The 16,702-nt window shown below is 38.2% G+C and carries 21 protein-coding genes; 15 read left to right on the forward strand and 6 right to left on the reverse strand.

Annotated features, from left to right (window positions below; translation table 11 throughout):
- Window positions 1–15 precede the first annotated feature (15 nt).
- From mlaD to mlaF, 3 genes are read right to left on the reverse strand one after another with little or no spacing between them, the layout of a single operon-like run.
- Window positions 16–483 carry an outer membrane lipid asymmetry maintenance protein MlaD gene (mlaD, locus tag H4J73_RS15670; RefSeq protein ID WP_182177251.1) on the reverse strand — a complete coding sequence of 156 codons (468 nt, stop codon included), beginning with the start codon at window positions 481–483 and terminating at the stop codon, window positions 16–18.
- Window positions 484–538: 55 nt separating this feature from the next.
- Window positions 539–1,315 carry a lipid asymmetry maintenance ABC transporter permease subunit MlaE gene (mlaE, locus tag H4J73_RS15675; protein WP_220459973.1) on the reverse strand — a complete coding sequence of 259 codons (777 nt, stop codon included), beginning with the start codon at window positions 1,313–1,315 and terminating at the stop codon, window positions 539–541.
- Window positions 1,315–2,121: a phospholipid ABC transporter ATP-binding protein MlaF gene (gene mlaF / locus H4J73_RS15680; RefSeq protein WP_182223565.1), complete on the reverse strand. Its 807-nt coding sequence runs from the start codon at window positions 2,119–2,121 to the stop codon at window positions 1,315–1,317. Before mlaF ends, mlaE begins: the two co-directional genes overlap by 1 nt.
- Window positions 2,122–2,447: 326 nt before the next feature.
- Here mlaF and H4J73_RS15685 point away from each other — a divergent pair, with 326 nt between their 5' ends.
- From H4J73_RS15685 to mgtE, 12 genes are all read left to right on the forward strand, one after another.
- Entirely contained in the window at window positions 2,448–3,425 is a 978-nt protein-coding gene (locus H4J73_RS15685; RefSeq protein ID WP_182177253.1) for a calcium/sodium antiporter, read from the forward strand.
- A 51-nt stretch (window positions 3,426–3,476) separates the two neighbouring features.
- Window positions 3,477–4,442: a KpsF/GutQ family sugar-phosphate isomerase gene (locus H4J73_RS15690; protein ID WP_182177254.1), complete on the forward strand. Its 966-nt coding sequence runs from the start codon at window positions 3,477–3,479 to the stop codon at window positions 4,440–4,442.
- Window position 4,443: 1 nt separating this feature from the next.
- Window positions 4,444–4,989 (forward strand): 3-deoxy-manno-octulosonate-8-phosphatase KdsC, encoded by a 546-nt coding sequence (gene kdsC, locus H4J73_RS15695; protein ID WP_182177255.1) that lies wholly within the window; start codon window positions 4,444–4,446, stop codon window positions 4,987–4,989.
- A 1-nt stretch (window position 4,990) separates the two neighbouring features.
- Window positions 4,991–5,557: an LPS export ABC transporter periplasmic protein LptC gene (gene lptC / locus H4J73_RS15700; RefSeq protein WP_182177256.1), complete on the forward strand. Its 567-nt coding sequence runs from the start codon at window positions 4,991–4,993 to the stop codon at window positions 5,555–5,557.
- On the forward strand, window positions 5,538–6,080 hold the full coding sequence (gene lptA, locus H4J73_RS15705) for a lipopolysaccharide transport periplasmic protein LptA (RefSeq protein WP_182177257.1): 543 nt from the start codon (window positions 5,538–5,540) through the stop codon (window positions 6,078–6,080). The genes lptC and lptA overlap by 20 nt, the downstream gene beginning before the upstream one ends.
- A complete protein-coding gene (gene lptB, locus H4J73_RS15710) occupies window positions 6,077–6,808 on the forward strand; it encodes an LPS export ABC transporter ATP-binding protein (protein WP_182177258.1) in 732 nt (243 codons plus the stop codon). The genes lptA and lptB overlap by 4 nt, the downstream gene beginning before the upstream one ends.
- Before the next feature lie 73 nt (window positions 6,809–6,881).
- Window positions 6,882–8,390 carry an RNA polymerase factor sigma-54 gene (locus tag H4J73_RS15715; protein ID WP_182177259.1) on the forward strand — a complete coding sequence of 503 codons (1,509 nt, stop codon included), beginning with the start codon at window positions 6,882–6,884 and terminating at the stop codon, window positions 8,388–8,390.
- Between the two features lie 23 nt (window positions 8,391–8,413).
- Window positions 8,414–8,701, forward strand: a complete 288-nt coding sequence (hpf, locus tag H4J73_RS15720) for a ribosome hibernation promoting factor (protein WP_182177260.1) — start codon at window positions 8,414–8,416, stop codon at window positions 8,699–8,701.
- Between the two features lie 45 nt (window positions 8,702–8,746).
- Window positions 8,747–9,202: a PTS IIA-like nitrogen regulatory protein PtsN gene (ptsN, locus tag H4J73_RS15725; RefSeq protein ID WP_182177261.1), complete on the forward strand. Its 456-nt coding sequence runs from the start codon at window positions 8,747–8,749 to the stop codon at window positions 9,200–9,202.
- 30 nt (window positions 9,203–9,232) lie between these two features.
- On the forward strand, window positions 9,233–10,087 hold the full coding sequence (rapZ, locus tag H4J73_RS15730) for an RNase adapter RapZ (protein WP_182177262.1): 855 nt from the start codon (window positions 9,233–9,235) through the stop codon (window positions 10,085–10,087).
- Between the two features lie 13 nt (window positions 10,088–10,100).
- Window positions 10,101–10,376 (forward strand): HPr family phosphocarrier protein, encoded by a 276-nt coding sequence (locus H4J73_RS15735; protein WP_182223566.1) that lies wholly within the window; start codon window positions 10,101–10,103, stop codon window positions 10,374–10,376.
- Between the two features lie 117 nt (window positions 10,377–10,493).
- Complete coding sequence (gene mgtE / locus H4J73_RS15740) at window positions 10,494–11,852, forward strand: magnesium transporter (protein ID WP_182177264.1); 1,359 nt, start codon at window positions 10,494–10,496, stop codon at window positions 11,850–11,852.
- A gap of 95 nt (window positions 11,853–11,947) precedes the next feature.
- Here mgtE and pmbA read toward each other — a convergent pair whose 3' ends face one another.
- Window positions 11,948–13,315, reverse strand: coding sequence for a metalloprotease PmbA (gene pmbA / locus H4J73_RS15745; RefSeq protein WP_182223567.1), 1,368 nt, complete (start codon window positions 13,313–13,315; stop codon window positions 11,948–11,950).
- Between the two features lie 107 nt (window positions 13,316–13,422).
- On the opposite strand from pmbA, the gene yjgA reads away from it, so the two are divergent.
- Window positions 13,423–13,947, forward strand: a complete 525-nt coding sequence (gene yjgA / locus H4J73_RS15750; RefSeq protein WP_182177266.1) for a ribosome biogenesis factor YjgA — start codon at window positions 13,423–13,425, stop codon at window positions 13,945–13,947.
- Window positions 13,948–14,092: 145 nt separating this feature from the next.
- Here yjgA and efp read toward each other — a convergent pair whose 3' ends face one another.
- A complete protein-coding gene (gene efp / locus H4J73_RS15755; RefSeq protein WP_182177267.1) occupies window positions 14,093–14,662 on the reverse strand; it encodes an elongation factor P in 570 nt (189 codons plus the stop codon).
- 56 nt (window positions 14,663–14,718) lie between these two features.
- On the opposite strand from efp, the gene epmB reads away from it, so the two are divergent.
- Window positions 14,719–15,735: an EF-P beta-lysylation protein EpmB gene (gene epmB, locus H4J73_RS15760; protein WP_182177670.1), complete on the forward strand. Its 1,017-nt coding sequence runs from the start codon at window positions 14,719–14,721 to the stop codon at window positions 15,733–15,735.
- Between the two features lie 38 nt (window positions 15,736–15,773).
- Window positions 15,774–16,085, forward strand: a complete 312-nt coding sequence (locus H4J73_RS15765) for a hypothetical protein (RefSeq protein WP_182177268.1) — start codon at window positions 15,774–15,776, stop codon at window positions 16,083–16,085.
- A gap of 86 nt (window positions 16,086–16,171) precedes the next feature.
- Here H4J73_RS15765 and H4J73_RS15770 read toward each other — a convergent pair whose 3' ends face one another.
- Entirely contained in the window at window positions 16,172–16,681 is a 510-nt protein-coding gene (locus tag H4J73_RS15770) for a DUF3016 domain-containing protein (RefSeq protein WP_220459990.1), read from the reverse strand.
- Window positions 16,682–16,702: the final 21 nt, after the last annotated feature.

The following is a 16,702-nucleotide window of genomic DNA, read 5'->3' on the forward strand; positions in this document are numbered from 1 at the left end:
CCATATGTAAACTTATTAGTCACTTCCCTGACTAAATAAAAATTGTCCAATTAACTCTTCTAGCACGAGTGCCGGTTTAGTATCTTCAATAAAGTCACCTGCCACTAGGGTACCTACCGATTCATCAACGAAACCAGGGCGTAATCCAACATATTGCTCACCCAACAAACCCGCCGTTAAAATAGATACTGACGTTGCTTCTGAAAAATTAATATACTGTGTATAAATATCTAAAGTGACTACCGGCGTATAATCTTTTGCGTCAATGGTAATGTGACTAACACGACCAATAACAACACCACCCACTTTTATCGCTGAACGTACTTTTAAGCCACCGATATTATCAAACTTAGCATAAAGTTGATATGTTTCACTGTTTCCAGAAATACCACTATCCGCAACCTTTAGCGCTAGTACCAGTAAAGCTGCGATACCTATAGCAGCAAATAAACCAACCATTAATTCAATTTTCTTCGACACCATGTCTTTCACCAAACCTAAAAATAAAAATTATTATAAAATTAACCAACAACAAAAATTAATTTGTAAACATTAATGCTGTTAATACAAAATCTAAACCTAAAACTAATAACGATGATTGAACAACTGTTGACGTTGTCGCACGACTGATGCCTTCTGACGTTGGAATACAATCATAGCCTTTATAAACCGCTATCCAAGTTACAACAAAAGCGAAAACAACAGACTTTATCACCCCATTAAGAATATCTTTTTGAAAATCTACTTGGGACTGCATGACTGACCAGAATGTTCCACTATCAACACCTAACCATTCGACACCGACGAGATGCCCCCCAAATATGCCTACCGCAGAGAAAATGGCAGCAAGCAAAGGCAAACTAATAAATCCGGCCCAAAATCGTGGTGCAATTACGCGACGTAATGGATCAATCGCCATCATTTCTAAACTCGACAATTGCTCGGTCGCTTTCATTAAACCAATTTCAGCCGTTAATGCAGAGCCTGCACGACCCGCAAACAGTAATGCAGCAACAACGGGGCCTAATTCACGGAGTAACGATAACGCGACCATGGGTCCTAGACTACCCTCAGCGCCATAACCCACTAAAATAGTATAACCTTGTAACGAAATAACCATGCCAATAAATAAGCCTGACACGACGACTATTAAGAGTGAAAGTACACCAACAGAATATAACTGCTGTACCAGTAGTGGGAAGCCTTTACGAATATTGGGGACATGTAACAGTGCAGAAAGTAACAAGATTATCGCTCGCCCTAGGCCTGCAATAGTAGCAATAATATTATGCCCTAAACTTTGTAAACTATTCATTATATCGGTTCCTTACCCAGTAACTCATCTTGATAAGATGCCGCAGGGAAATGAAAGGGGACGGGACCATCCGCTTCACCTTGGATAAATTGCTGAACCAACGGTGATGTTTGTTTGCTGATTTGTGATGGTGTGCCATGGCCGATAATTTTCTTTTCAGCGATGATATAAATGTAATCAGCGATACTCATTACTTCGGTAACATCATGTGAAACAACAACTGATGTTAAACCTAACGCTTCATTTAAATCTTTTATTAAGCGAACAATAACGCCCATTGAAATAGGGTCTTGTCCCGCAAAAGGCTCGTCGTATAAAATCAGTTCTGGGTCTAAAGCGATTGCACGGGCAAGAGCAACTCTGCGCGCCATGCCGCCAGAAAGCTCCCCCGGCGCTAAATTGCGAGCGCCACGCAACCCCACCACTTCAAGTTTCATCAATACCATTTTTTCAATTAACGACTCTGACAACGTGCTATGTTCGCGCATCGGAAAAGCGATATTGTCATAAACACTCATATCGGTAAATAATGCACCACTTTGAAACAGCATGCTCATTCGTTTGCGTGCTTCATAAAGTGCGCTACGAGATAATGTCGGAATATTTTGTCCGTCGAAAAGTATTTTTCCAGCGTTAGGTCTGAGTTGCCCACCAATTAAACGTAGTAAGGTAGTTTTACCAATACCACTAGGGCCCATTATCGCGGTCACTTTTCCTTTCGGGATCGACAAACTAATATCATCATAGATCACTCGTTCATCACGTTTAAACGTAAGGTTCTGGATATCGACCAAGTTTTCAAGCATAAGATTCTTATAACATCACTGTTTGTTATTATTAAAGTCAGATGAATTTTACCTGAGCAATCAAAAAACGTCATTAAAATTGCGTTAGAAATGTAAATAAAAATCGTAATAAAGCGTGTAAAAATGTAATAAAGTGTAAAATCCTCATCCCAGCTGATATTTTTTGCTTTAATGAAATATTAACTTTCGCTGCTTTTTTAACAACCCAATACAAAAAAACAGCCTTTTATGCACTTTTTTACTTATTTTTCCTTAGATCCGATTATTTCTCTTTGTTTTTCTTTCACAACCAGCGACAATTTACCCTCTCAATATAGGAGCCCTTAATGTTAATACAGATTCTAATTTTGCTTATTTCCCTTGTTACCTTAGTATGGAGTGCAGATAAGTTCGTTTTTGGAGCCTCATCACTCGCGAGAAATTTTGGTATTTCTCCTATGATTATCGGTTTGACTATTGTCGCTATGGGTTCTTCAGCCCCAGAAATGATGGTTGCTGCAACCTCATCTTTAGATGGAAAACCGAATTTCGCTATAGGTAATGCAATAGGCTCAAACATTACCAACATTGCTTTAGTTTTAGGTATCACGGCGCTATTTCAACCATTAAGCGTTTCTTCTTCAACAGTAAGACGAGAAATCCCGTTAATTTTAATCATTACAGCGCTCGCTTATTGGATGTTGTCTGACAGTTACTTTGGTTTTAACGAAGGTTTATCTCTCTTTATTGGCTTTTTTGTTTATATCATTGCTTTACTATTAATTACACTAAGAGCATCTAAAAGTAGACCTGTTGATGATCCTCTTATCATTGAAGCAGAGAAAGAAGTAGCCGATGCGGTAAGTAAGCCCGAATCAATACTTTGGTTAGCAGTTGGTATGATTCTCTTACCAATGAGTGCAATTTATTTAGTAGAGTCTTCTGTTTTTATAGCACAAGCTTTTGGTATTAGTGATCTTGTCATAGGCTTAACCGTTGTTGCCATTGGTACGAGCTTACCAGAACTTGCTGCAAGCATTATGAGTATCATTAAAAAAGAAGATGATTTAGCGTTAGGGAGTATTATTGGCTCTAATATTTTTAATATTTTAGCGGTACTCTCCCTTGCTGGTCTTATTGCACCAGGCGAAGTAGACTCAGATGCTGCAACACGCGATGCGCCGTATATGTTAGGTGTTACCGTCTTACTATTTATTTTGTGTTTCACTCGCCGAGCTGGCAGTTTTCGTATAACCCGCATGAAAGGCTTATTATTGATTGGCGCTTTTGTTGCTTATCAAATCTTACTTTTTAGCCAAATATAACAAAAAACGCGCTATAAATAATGATTAATATAAAATAGAAATGGGCTAATAATGAACAATTTTAAACAACTGGCGTTAGACGTTATTCATATAGAACAACAGGCTATTGCAGAGTTAACCCAGTACGTTGATCAAAAGTTTGAAGAAGCTTGTCAGTTAATGTTCAACTGTAAAGGTAGAGTGATCATTGTTGGTATGGGGAAGTCAGGCCATATCGGTGGAAAGATTGCTGCGACCTTAGCTAGCACCGGCACGCCTTCATTTTTTGTACACCCTGGCGAAGCAAGTCACGGTGACTTAGGCATGATCACTGGCGATGATGTCGTACTGACTATTTCTTACTCTGGTGAAACTGGTGAAGTTTTAGCCATAGTGCCGGTGATAAAACGCATTGGCGCTAAACTTATTTCGATGACGGGCAACCCTGCATCAACTCTAGCAAAACTTGGCGATATTCATTTATGTGTCGCCGTTTCACAAGAAGCCTGTCCACTTGGCTTAGCGCCGACATCAAGCACTACAGCAACCTTAGTGATGGGTGATGCTCTCGCTGTCGCCCTGTTAAATGCTCGTGGCTTTACCGCCGATGACTTTGCACTTTCTCACCCTGGTGGTAGCCTAGGAAAACGCCTATTACTGCGATTAGGTGACATTATGCACAGTGGTGAACGTTTACCTACAGTAAATGCTCAAGCCAAAATTAAAGACGCCTTAGTGGAAATGTCATTAAAAGGTTTAGGGATGACTGCAGTTATTGACAAAACAGGTTGCTTACAAGGGTTATTCACCGATGGCGATTTACGCCGCATCCTTGATGAACGTCTTGATATTCATCAAGACACGATTGAGTCTGTGATGACAAAAAATCCGACGGTTGCTCATCAAGACATGCTTGCTGCTGAAGGTTTGAAGATTATGGAAGACAAAAAAATTAATGGCTTAATCATTGTTGATAGCAATAACATGCCAATTGGCGCAATGAATATGCACGACTTACTTAAATCAGGTCTTATCTAATATGCACACATACTATGGCGAAATTACTGACCCTGCATTTAATGCGATGAAAAAAATCAAGCTGCTGATTTGTGATATCGATGGTGTTTTTTCTGATGGTCGTATTTATTTAGGTAACCATGGTGAAGAATTAAAAGCTTTTCATACTAAAGATGGTTATGGCGTAAAAGCATTAGGCGCTAGCGGTGTCGATGTTGCTGTGATCACGGGTCGAACGTCAAATATTGTTGCGACACGTATGTCCGCCTTGAATGTTAAATACATAGTACAAGGTGAGGAAAACAAATTACCCGCTTTGAAAAAGATGGTCCAGCAATTAAATTTAGCGCTCGATGAAATTGCCTATATTGGTGATGATATGCCTGATTATGAGTGTATCGACTATGTCGGCTTTGGTATTTCCGTACAAGATGCTCATCCAAGCATTTTATCAATAGCGAATTACACAACCTTTAATCGTGGCGGTTTTGGCGCTGTTAGAGAAATTTGCGACTTAATCATGCTTAGCCAAAATACTTTAGAAAATGCTAGTGGCGCGAGTATATGATATGAATCGACTGTATAGTTTAACGTTAGTATTTTTTATTTTGGCGGGCGCTATTTATGGGATTATTGAATGGAGAAATGCCTCAATACCACAGTTACAAGCGATTGACAAAACACTCACGCCTGACTTTATTGCTGAAAATTTACACAGTAATGTCTACAAGAATGAAGGAAGTTTAGCTTATGTTGTTGATGCACAGCGTATGGAACATTATCCTGAGTTAAACATTACCAATTTTGAGTTTCCTCAATACACCCTTCATCCAAAAAATAATGCGCCCACATGGAAGGTATCTGCCAATGAAGGCATATTATATAACAACAACCGAGTGAAGTTAGAAAAGCATGTGCGCTTGGTAGCAACCGATCAAAATAGCTTATTACAAGAAGTTCAAGGAAAATACTTTGAACTTGATTTAAAAACTAACATCATAAGTTCAGAACAAGAAATTAAAATTATTGGTAAAGGATTTACCATCGATGGTAAGGGTTTAATTGTCGACTTAAACACCAACCAAATGACACTAACTAAACATGTGAAATCCATTTATGAAATTGTTAAAAAATAGCCTACTGTGCTTAATATTATCAGGCGCCTTGCTTTCATCAGCTTTCGCTGAAAAATTTGATATATCACAAAAAATTGAAATTGATGCATCAAGACAAGCAGCAGATCTTAAAAATAAAATTTTCAGCTATATCGACAACGTAGTTATCACCCAAGGTTCATTAATTATTCGTGCCGACTTGGTTCAAGTGCTAACGCAATCAGGTAGCGAAGAAAAAACCTATATTGCGAAAGGGAAACCAGCAACATTTGAACAAACGTTAACCGATGGTACTCTGCTTAATTTGCAAGCAGATGAAATACGATACGAGCCTGGAAACAATTTAGTGATCATTTCAGGAAATGCATTATTACAACAAGAAGACAGTGAAGTCAGTGGTAGTAAAATCACTTACAATATTGATACTCAGTATGTAAATGCTGAGAGTAAAACTAATGAACGAACGAAGACAATTTTTCAGCCTAAAGAAAAAGTACAAGCGAAAAAAAATGACACTAATACTCTGGAAAAAGGTAACTTATGAGTACGAGCACGCTAATGGCGAAAGGTCTTGCTAAGGCTTATAAAGGCAGAAAAGTTGTTAAGAATGTCAGTATGCAAGTCTCAGCAGGACAAATAGTGGGTTTACTCGGCCCTAATGGCGCAGGAAAAACCACCTCTTTCTATATGATTGTTGGTTTGGTTGAAAGTGATAGTGGCGATATTATTCTCAATGATGAAAACCTCACGTTAGCACCTATGCATGAACGCGCAAGAAAAGGGATAGGGTACTTGCCACAAGAAGCCTCTATCTTTCGAAAACTGAGTGTTTACGATAATATTATGGCCATTTTGCAAACACGAAAAGAATTATCTAATGCAGAACGTGAAGAAAAGCTAGAACATTTAGTTGAAGAATTTAACATAGGTCATATTAAAGATAATTTAGGCATGAGCTTATCAGGTGGTGAACGTCGCCGAGTAGAGATTGCTCGAGCTTTAGCCGCAGAGCCCAAATTTATTTTATTAGATGAACCTTTTGCGGGTGTTGACCCAATTTCAGTAGGTGATATCAAAAAAATTATTCTACACTTAAAAGAACGTGGTATTGGTGTTTTGATCACCGACCATAATGTAAGAGAAACCCTTGATGTGTGTGAACATGCTTATATTGTTAGTCATGGTGAACTTATTGCAGAAGGTAATGCAGATCAAATTCTTGCAAATCAACATGTAAGAGATGTATACCTTGGTGAACAATTCACGCTATAGTAGCTAATAAGTTAATAATATTTTCGTATATCGACAATATTCAATTAAAAATAATAGGAAGTTAATGACCTAAATGCGCCCTACTCTACAACTCCGCATAGGACAACAATTAACCATGACGCCTCAATTGCAGCAAGCAATCAAATTGCTGCAATTGTCAACGTTAGAGCTTCAGCAAGAAATTCAAGAGGCCTTAGAAAATAATCCATTACTAGAAATGGATGAATCGTCAAACAATGCTGAAGATAAAAGTACTGACAATCTTGAAGAAGCTCACACAGCTGGTGCAGGTGATATTAAAGAGAAAGCCGTTTCTGATGGCAGCGAAGACTCTACACCCACCATCGATGAGATCACCACCACTGAAGCAATGGATAAAAATGATATCCCTGAAGAATTAAACATGGATACGACCTGGGATGACAACTACACCGCAGGTGCAGCGAGTTCTAATTCGGGACCCGCTTCAGAAGATTATACTTACCAAGGCGAAACTCAAGATTCTATTCAAGACCACTTACGCTGGCAAATGGAATTAAGCCCTTTCACCGAAACCGACCGTGCTATAGCTACCGCAATCATAGATGCCGTTGACGATGCTGGCTATTTGACCGTTTCCAGTGAAGACATTCTAGACAGTGTTGCCATTGAAGGTGTTGAACTTGATGAAATAGAGGTGGTACTAAAACGTATTAACCTCTTTGACCCTGTTGGCGTTGCTGCACGTTCTATTTCAGAATGTTTAATTATTCAACTTAACCAATTTGACCCCGCAACGCCGTGGTTAGCAGAAAGTAAGTTGGTGTTACGTGACCATATTAATCTGCTGGGTAGCCGAGATTATCGTACGTTAATGCGTAAAACTCGACTAAAAGAAGAGCAACTTCGCGAAGTCGTCCGCCTGATTCAATCACTTGATCCTAGACCTGGCGACAGTGTTATCAAAAGTGATGATCAATACGTTATTCCTGATGTTTCTGTTGAAAAGAAAAATGGGCGTTGGGTTGTTGAACTAAATCCTGATACAGCACCAAAGCTGTCTGTCAATCAGCAATATGCTTCGATGTCTCGTTCGATGAAGTCAACGGCAGACACACAGTTTATTCGCTCAAATTTACAAGAAGCTAAATGGTTTATTAAAAGTTTAGAAAGTCGTAACGATACCTTATTGAAAGTGTCAAACTGTATTGTTCAACGACAAATTGGTTTTTTCGAACATGGTAATGAAGCCATGCGTCCTATGGTTCTAAATGATATTGCCGAAGCTGTCGATATGCATGAATCAACCATTTCTCGGGTAACAACACAAAAGTATATGCATACGCCACGAGGAATTTTTGAACTGAAATTTTTCTTTTCAAGTCATGTAGGGACAGAAAGTGGTGGCGAATGTTCATCAACCGCTATTCGTGCATTAATCAAAAAATTTGTCGCGGCTGAAATACCCGCAAAGCCATTAAGTGATAGTAAAATGGCTGACTTATTAGCCACTCAAGGAATAAATGTTGCTCGGCGTACTATTGCAAAATATCGCGAGTCACTTTCTATTCCCCCTTCTAACCAACGAAAAAGTTTACTATAACGAAAAGATGAGGAATTAAGCTTATGCAAATTAATCTTTCTGGTCACCATGTTGAAATTACCGAAGCTTTACGAGAAAATGTCAATATAAAAATGGCAAAGTTGACCCGACATTTTGACCATATCAATAATGTTCATGTTGTTCTCACCGTTGAGAAATCAAACCAAATTGCAGAAGCGACGATTCATCTTAGTGGCACTGATTTACATGCTAAAGCTGAAAATCCAGATATGTACGCCTCTATTGACAGTCTTGTTGATAAACTTGATCGGCAAATATTAAAGTACAAAGGCAAAACGAATCAGCATTAATGCTGTTTTTTATCTTTTCTCTAATCAAAGAATGTAAGTAGTGTAATGAAGTTGCAAGATATCCTAACCCTTGACTGCACACTCTGTGCCGTTAAGGGGACTAGCAAAAAAAAACTCCTTGAAATAATTAGCGCCACTGCGGCAAAAAAAATTGAGAACCTTGATACACATCAGCTATTTGAAAGTTTAATGGCGCGTGAAAAAGTGGGTTCTACCGGCATCGGTAACGGTATAGCTATCCCTCATGGGCGTTTGTCAAATACCTCACAAGTCATTGCCGTTTTACTGACCAGTGAACAAGCGGTGGAATTTGACTCTATAGATAATCGCGGGGTAGATATTATTATTGCGCTGTTTGTGCCCGAAGAGAACTGCCAACAACATTTAGAAACGCTACAAAGTATTGCACAAGTATTTAGTACCAAACAAATCGCAAAACAAGTAAGAAAGTGTCAAAATTCGCAAGAGCTTTTTAATTTAATAAAGCAAGCTGCACGTTAATAAATACAATAAAAAGTCAGGAAAATTCAAATGAAACTCATGATAGTCAGTGGTCGTTCAGGGTCAGGTAAAAGTGTTGCATTGCGTGTGCTCGAAGATTTAGGCTACTACTGCGTAGATAATATTCCTGTTAACTTGTTGCCTGCGTTAGCCCATACCGTCATCAATGACTATGATAAAGTAGCCGTTAGTTTAGATGTCCGTAATTTGCCCAATGACCCTAATGATGTCTCAGAAATATTAGATTATCTACCTAAAACAGTAAAGCTCGATATACTTTATTTAGACGCCGATGATTCTGATCTTATTCGCCGTTTTAGTGAAACGCGTCGTTTACATCCGTTAATAAAACAAAATATTCCACTCGACCAAGCGATTTCTTTAGAGAAAAAACTGCTTGAACCTATTTCTACACGTGCGGGATTGTATATAAATACCAGCCAGTTATCACCTCATCAATTATCTGACTTAGTGCGCGAGCGAATTTTGGGTAAAACGTCTGCCTCAATGGTTGTGGTATTTGAATCTTTTGGCTTTAAGCATGGTGTACCTCAAGATGCAGACTATGTATTTGATGCCCGCTTTCTTCCTAACCCTTTTTGGGAAAAAGACTTAAAAGGTTTTACTGGCTTAGACCAACCTGTTCAAGACTTCCTTGCGAGCCAGCCGATAGTCACTAAATTTATCTGGCAAATTAACAGTTTTATGATGACGTGGTTGCCCCACTTAGAAAGGAATAACCGTAGCTATATTACTATCGCTATTGGTTGTACTGGCGGAAAACACCGTTCGGTTTATATTGCAGAAATATTAGCGAACAATCTACGTAAAGAGCGTGAAGATGTTCAATCTCATCATCGCGATATTAAAATACAAAGTACCTAAGAATAGTTATCGCATGCCAAAATTTAATAAATTATTAATCATTAGCAATAAGTTGGGTTTACATGCGCGTGCTGCCACTAAACTCGCCCAGTTAAGTCAAAAGCTTAATGCTAATGTAACGGTTTGCTTAGACGGTAAAGAAGCTGATGCCAATAGTATTATGGGCTTAATGTTACTGGCGGGGGGGTATGGAAAAACTGTTGAAATAATCACCCAAGGAGAAGATGCCCAGCAAGCCCTCTTTGATGTTTGTCAGTTATTTTCTGATAAGTTTGATGAAGATGAATAATAAAAATACTGAATAAAAAATAAAGTTAAGTTATCATTCATTACAACATCTTAGCCAACACATCCTAACTAAGATGAAAAATATAATTTTCGTATTACTGCGGCACAGGAAAATTTTATGCCGGAAATTTCAGAGCAACAACAAAACCACCAACGCCTGCAACAAGTCAATAAAGCACTTGGTAGCGGCATGTTTGTGCATGTTCGAAAATTACTACAGAACATGCCAGCTTATGATATTGCTTTAATATTAGAGTCATCTCACCCTAAAAGTCGTGCCGTTTTATGGCAACTCATTGACGTAGACAACCACGGTGAAGTCCTTGAAGAACTCAACGAAGAAGTTCGTAAAGGTATTTTAAAAACCATTCGCCCTGAAAAATTAGCAGAAGTTGCTGAAGGGATGGATGTCGATGATTTAGCTGAAGTTTTACGTACTTTACCTGATAGTGTTTATCAAGAAGTATTAAGTGCTATGGACTCGCAAGACCGAGGTCGTGTAGAAGCGGCTTTATCATTCGAGGAAGATACCGCAGGTGGTATCATGAATACCGATACCATAACAATCCGCCCTGATGTGACGGTTGACGTGGTATTACGTTATCTGCGATTACGCGGTGACTTACCAGAAGCTACCGATTCGTTTTATGTGGTTGATGATAACAATCATTTTATTGGCGCCGTTTCTTTAGCCGCGATAATTACCGCTAAACCTGAAATTATAATTTCAACGTTAATTGATAAAGATATTGAAGCCATTCAAGCCCATTTATCTGATAGTGACGTTGCACAGATTTTTGAAAAATTTGATTGGTTTTCTGCCCCTGTCATTGATGATAAAGGCCGATTACTTGGACGTATCACTATTGATGATGTTATCGATATTATTCGTGAAGATGCTGAGCACTCTATGATGAGTATGGCCGGTTTAGATGATGAAGCTGATACCTTTGCTCCAGTATTAAAAAGTACCCAGCAACGCTCTATTTGGCTGGGAGTTAACCTTATCACCGCGTTATTAGCGGTTGCTGTATCGAGTATGTTCGAAGGTGTTTTAAGCCAACTGGCGATTTTAGCCATTTTAAATTCTTTAGTACCCAGCATGGGCGGTGTTGCTGGTAACCAAACATTAACACTGGTTATTCGCGCCATTGCCTTAGGTCATGTTGGAGACTCGAATGCCAGAATATTACTGCAAAAAGAACTGGCTGTTGGTTTTCTTAATGGCATTATTTGGGCAGTATTAATTGCGGGTGTCGTGGCTATTTGGCAACAAAATTTAATGCTTGGTGGTGTCATCGCTTTTGCGATGTTGATGAATTTAACCGCTGCGGGAGTTGCGGGAGTTGCCATTCCTCTGTTTTTAAAACGAATGAACATTGACCCAGCATTAGCTGGCAGTGTGATATTAACAACAATTACTGATGTCGTGGGGATATTTGCTTTCTTAGGAACAGCAACGTTATTACTGACTTAACACTTACCTAAATATTGATGTATTGAGATCTTGCACTTCCTCAAGATCTCATCAATGCTTAGTTTTTATCTTATCTTTAAGATGAAAATTGCTAATTAGTTTCCTGCAACCTGCATCTCTTCAATGAGCAATGAACCCGTTAAAATACTGCCTCGTAAATCGACATCACTACCAACAGCGACTAAGCCTTTAAAAATATCAGATAAATTACCCGCAATGGTAACTTCTGATACCGGGTAAGCAATTTCGCCGTTCTCAACCCAGAAACCGGCAGCGCCTCGTGAGTAGTCGCCATTAACCACATTAACGCCTTGTCCCATTAATTCAGTGACCAAAAATCCGGTACCGAGCTTTTTCAACATAGCATCAAAGTCACCACCATTGGCAGAGCCTTTGGCATTAATTTGCCAATTATGAATACCGCCGGCATGGCCAGTAGATTTAAGTCCTAATTTACGTGCTGAATAACTGGTTAGTAGATAGGTTTCTAAACAACCATCAACAATAATTTCACGGTCAACAGTTTTAATTCCTTCACTGTCGAAAGCACTACTCGCTAACCCCTTTAAAATATGAGGACGTTCGCTGATATTTAAAAAGTCAGGAAAAACTTGTTTACCGATTGAGTCCATGAGAAATGATGACTTACGGTATAAATTACCACCGCTGATCGCCGCAATAAAATGTCCAAAAATTGAATTGGCAATATCAGCACGAAACATCACTGGCACTTTTCCTGTGGGTAGTTTCTGCGCATTTAATCTCGATAGCGCTTCTTTTGATGCTTGCACACCAATATCAATGCCGTTGTCCATTAAATTAAAATCACGATTTACAGTATAAGCGTAATCGCGTTGCATATCATCTCCCTCAGAGGCGATCATTACACAACTCAAACTATGTCGAGAGCTTGGATAACCAACAATTTGTCCATTACTATTACCATAGACTTTATAACCCTCAAAACTATCGAGAGATGCCCCATCTGAATTAGTAATACGAGGATCAAATGCTAACGCACTGTCTTCACATTCTTTGGCTAATTGAATCGCTTGGTCTGTTGATAATACTTTTGGATGATATAAGTCTAAATCTGCAGGCGACATTTCGAGCATATTCTTATCGGCTAAACCTGAACAGTCGTCAACAGAAGTATATTTAGCGATATTAACGGCCGCTTGTACCGTTTGTTTTAATGCAGCTTCAGATAAATCAGCGGTTGAAGCACTCCCTTTTCGACCTTGCTGATAAACCGTAATACCCAACGCACCGTCATTCGTAAACTCAACGGTTTCTACTTCACCAAAACGTGTGCCAACACTTAACCCCTGTTGACGGCTTATAGAAGCTTCTGCCGCGTCTGCTCCTAGCGATTTTGCTAAGTCGAGCACTTGTGCTACACGTTGCTCAACTTCTCTTAATTGTTCTTTCATCGATTCTTTAGCGTTCATCGTTTGAGTCATAATTTATTGTTTTCTTCTATAAATGCAGGAAATTAGAAAATATGCGCTGTATACCATAAGCACTTACGAGTATAATAGCGATAATTATCACTTTAATAACGAATATTATGCCCGACTCTGCTAACGATATCGATGAATTAGATGAAGAATTAAAAAGTAAATCAGAAGTAAAGCGTGAAATGATCCAGTTACAAATCTTTGGACAGTCGCTCATTGATTTATCTAAACATCAGCGCAGTAAAATTCCTTTTACTGAAGATATTAAAGACGCCTTAATTTTGGCGGATAAAATTAAAAATAAACATGAAGCTTTACGTCGTCATGTTAGACACTTAGCTAGAATGTTATCTGAAGCTGATTTAGAACCCATTAAGCATGCGCTTGATGTTATGGCTAATAAACATCAACAAGAGACAGCCAAATTTATTAAACTTGAAAAAATGCGTGATGACGTTATTGATCAAGGAAGTGATTTTGTAGAAGGTTTACTAAGCGAGCATGAGTCAATGGAAAGACAAAAACTCCGTCAATTAGTGCGCCAAGCCGCAAAAGAGAAAAAAGCAGAAAAGTTGGGTAAGTATCATAAAGAGTTATTTGATTATTTAAAACTGCATACTAGACAAATAAACTAGTCGTTTATCTATAAAAAAACCTGCAAAAGCAGGTTTTTTAATATAAATTTTTGGGTGTTATCAAATAATGATAAATATGAGTCACTAAATAACGCTAGCTACTCATGAAAACACTTATTTAAATCAGTAAAATAGTTAAAAACGTTTATTTGCTTGCGCGTGATACATATTCACCGGTACGAGTATCTACTTTTACTGTTTCACCAATTTGAATAAATAAAGGTACGCGAATAACAGCACCAGTGTTTAATGTGGCTGGTTTCCCCCCTGTACCGGCAGTATCACCTTTTAATCCTGGATCTGTTTCTGTAACATCTAGATCAACAAAGTTAGGTGTTGTTACAGTGATCGGTGAACCATTCCATAAAGTAATGGTGCAGATATCGCCTTCTTTTAACCACTTAATACAATCTGTAACTGCTTTTTCATCAGCTGCAATTTGCTCAAAGGTCTCATTATTCATAAAATGCCAGAATTCACCATCAGCATATAAATAAGCTAGTTCGGTTTCCATTACATCAGCGCCTTCACAAGACTCGCCTGATTTAAAGGTTTTTTCTAAGACTTTATTAGAAATAAGTTTACGAATTTTTACACGACTAAAGGCTTGACCTTTACCCGGTTTTACTAATTCGTTTTCTAAAATGTTACAAGGTTCGCCGTCAATCATTAATTTAAGGCCAGCCTTAAATTGGTTTGTACTAAAATTAGCCATATTAATGTTCTCTTATACTCAGACAGATAACGCAGAGATTTAAATTGAAATTACAAATGCCGCAGATAATAACCCAAATAAGCGAACAATTGCACACTTCTTGGCAAAAAGAGTTAAGTAATGTAGTGACTGATCCAAAAAAACTTTTACAAATGCTAGAAATTAACAGCCAAGATTACTTACAACACTTTTCAGCACGAAAATTATTTCCTGTGCGCGTCCCACAGCCTTTCATCTCTAGAATGAAAAAAGGTGACTTTAACGATCCGTTACTTAAACAAGTGATGCCACTGTCTGATGAGTTTATTAACACAGAAGGCTACTCGACCGACCCCCTTGAAGAGCACGATACCGTTGCTGAAGGCTTATTACATAAATATAAGCATAGAGTATTAATGATTATAAAGTCAGGTTGTGCGGTTAATTGTCGTTATTGTTTTCGCCGCCACTTTCCTTATAGTGAAAATAGTCCCAATAAAGTTCGTTGGCAACCCGCACTAAAATATATTGCAGACAACCCTGAAGTTAATGAAGTTATTTTTAGTGGCGGTGACCCTTTAATGGCCAATGATGAACACTTAGAATGGCTTATCGAACAACTAGAGCCTATTAAGCATGTTACACGCCTACGAATACATACACGCTTACCTGTTGTTATTCCACAGCGTATAACAACATCGTTAGTAGACATGTTGTCTCGAACTCGCTTAAAAGCAACGATGGTTTTGCATGTCAATCATCCCAATGAAATAGATGCTAATGTCAAACAGGCACTTGAAAAATTACGTGTTGCGAGAATTCCTTTATTCAATCAAAGTGTCTTACTAAAAGGTGTAAATGATGATGCCAAGCTATTATGCCAACTCAGTGAAACATTATTTGATAGTGGTATTCAGCCGTATTACTTGCATATGTTTGACCCCGTGCAAGGCGTCGCGCACTTTGATGTTTCTGAAAACCAGGCGAAAATAATTGTACAAGAAATGATGGCAACCCTACCCGGTTTTCTCATGCCAAAATTAGTGAGAGAAATTGCTGGAGAGGCTAACAAAACCCCAATCAATTTGGCATAATAGTGTAATATCAAAACAATATTTTATATAGAGACACCATGAGCGCAACTGTCAGTAAGCAACTCGTTGATAATATTTCAATTATTTTAAAAAAATCGTTAACCGCTGATGCGACTTTAGCTGATTTAAGAAAAAACAAGCAAGCAAGCTTTGAAGCTATATTTAAAAAGGACGCCGGCTTCAAGTGTTCGGCAAATACTTTTCAGCCTTATGTTGAAGAAGTCGCGAACGATTTGATCTTTTGGCAAAAAACCTCAGATCAACAAACATTAATAGATACGGTAAAAAAAATAGAGAAACTCTTTACGGTACTCGCTAATTTTGAAGAAAGTGCAACCGTTACTCATTAAGCCATTTATTTAAAGCACCTCTAAAAAAGCCACCTTTAGTAGATGATAAAGGTGGCTTTTTTTGGGTTACTTTTAAAAGTTGAGTCTTACTTTTCCACATTATTTTTGAACGTGTCTTTAAACCACTCATCAAGCAATTGCTTTTCATAACCTAACGCTTGATTCCTATACCTTAAGCTACCCCCCGCCATAAAATTCATATCTTTTAAATTAACAATATCGCTATGAATTATGGCTTTATTGGCATTGATTAATTTAAATGAAAATTTTATTCTTGGAAAATAAAGATCTTTAATAATTCTTATTTGATTCATACCACTCGCATGGACATCCCCCGCTAAATCAACATCGGTCACTTCTATGTCAAGTGTCTCATCTTCAGGTAATGCTTTAGCAAGTTTTGAAAAGTGTTTTTCAAATTCGCTAAACAGATTTTCTTGAAAGCGCTTTCGACCCTCCGTTCCCGCATCAATATCTCGGTATTTACTAGGATCGCTCCAAATTACATTTACCTTAGCAGCGTGCGCTGAAGGTAGCGCTATAAACATGCTGCCCAGTACTAAAATAGTCAATAAAGTAAGTAGTTGTTTAATCATCATTTATCCTTAACCATAAAG

The organism is Colwellia sp. MB3u-41, from assembly GCF_014076845.1.
Classification (GTDB): Bacteria; Pseudomonadota; Gammaproteobacteria; order Enterobacterales; family Alteromonadaceae; genus Colwellia_A.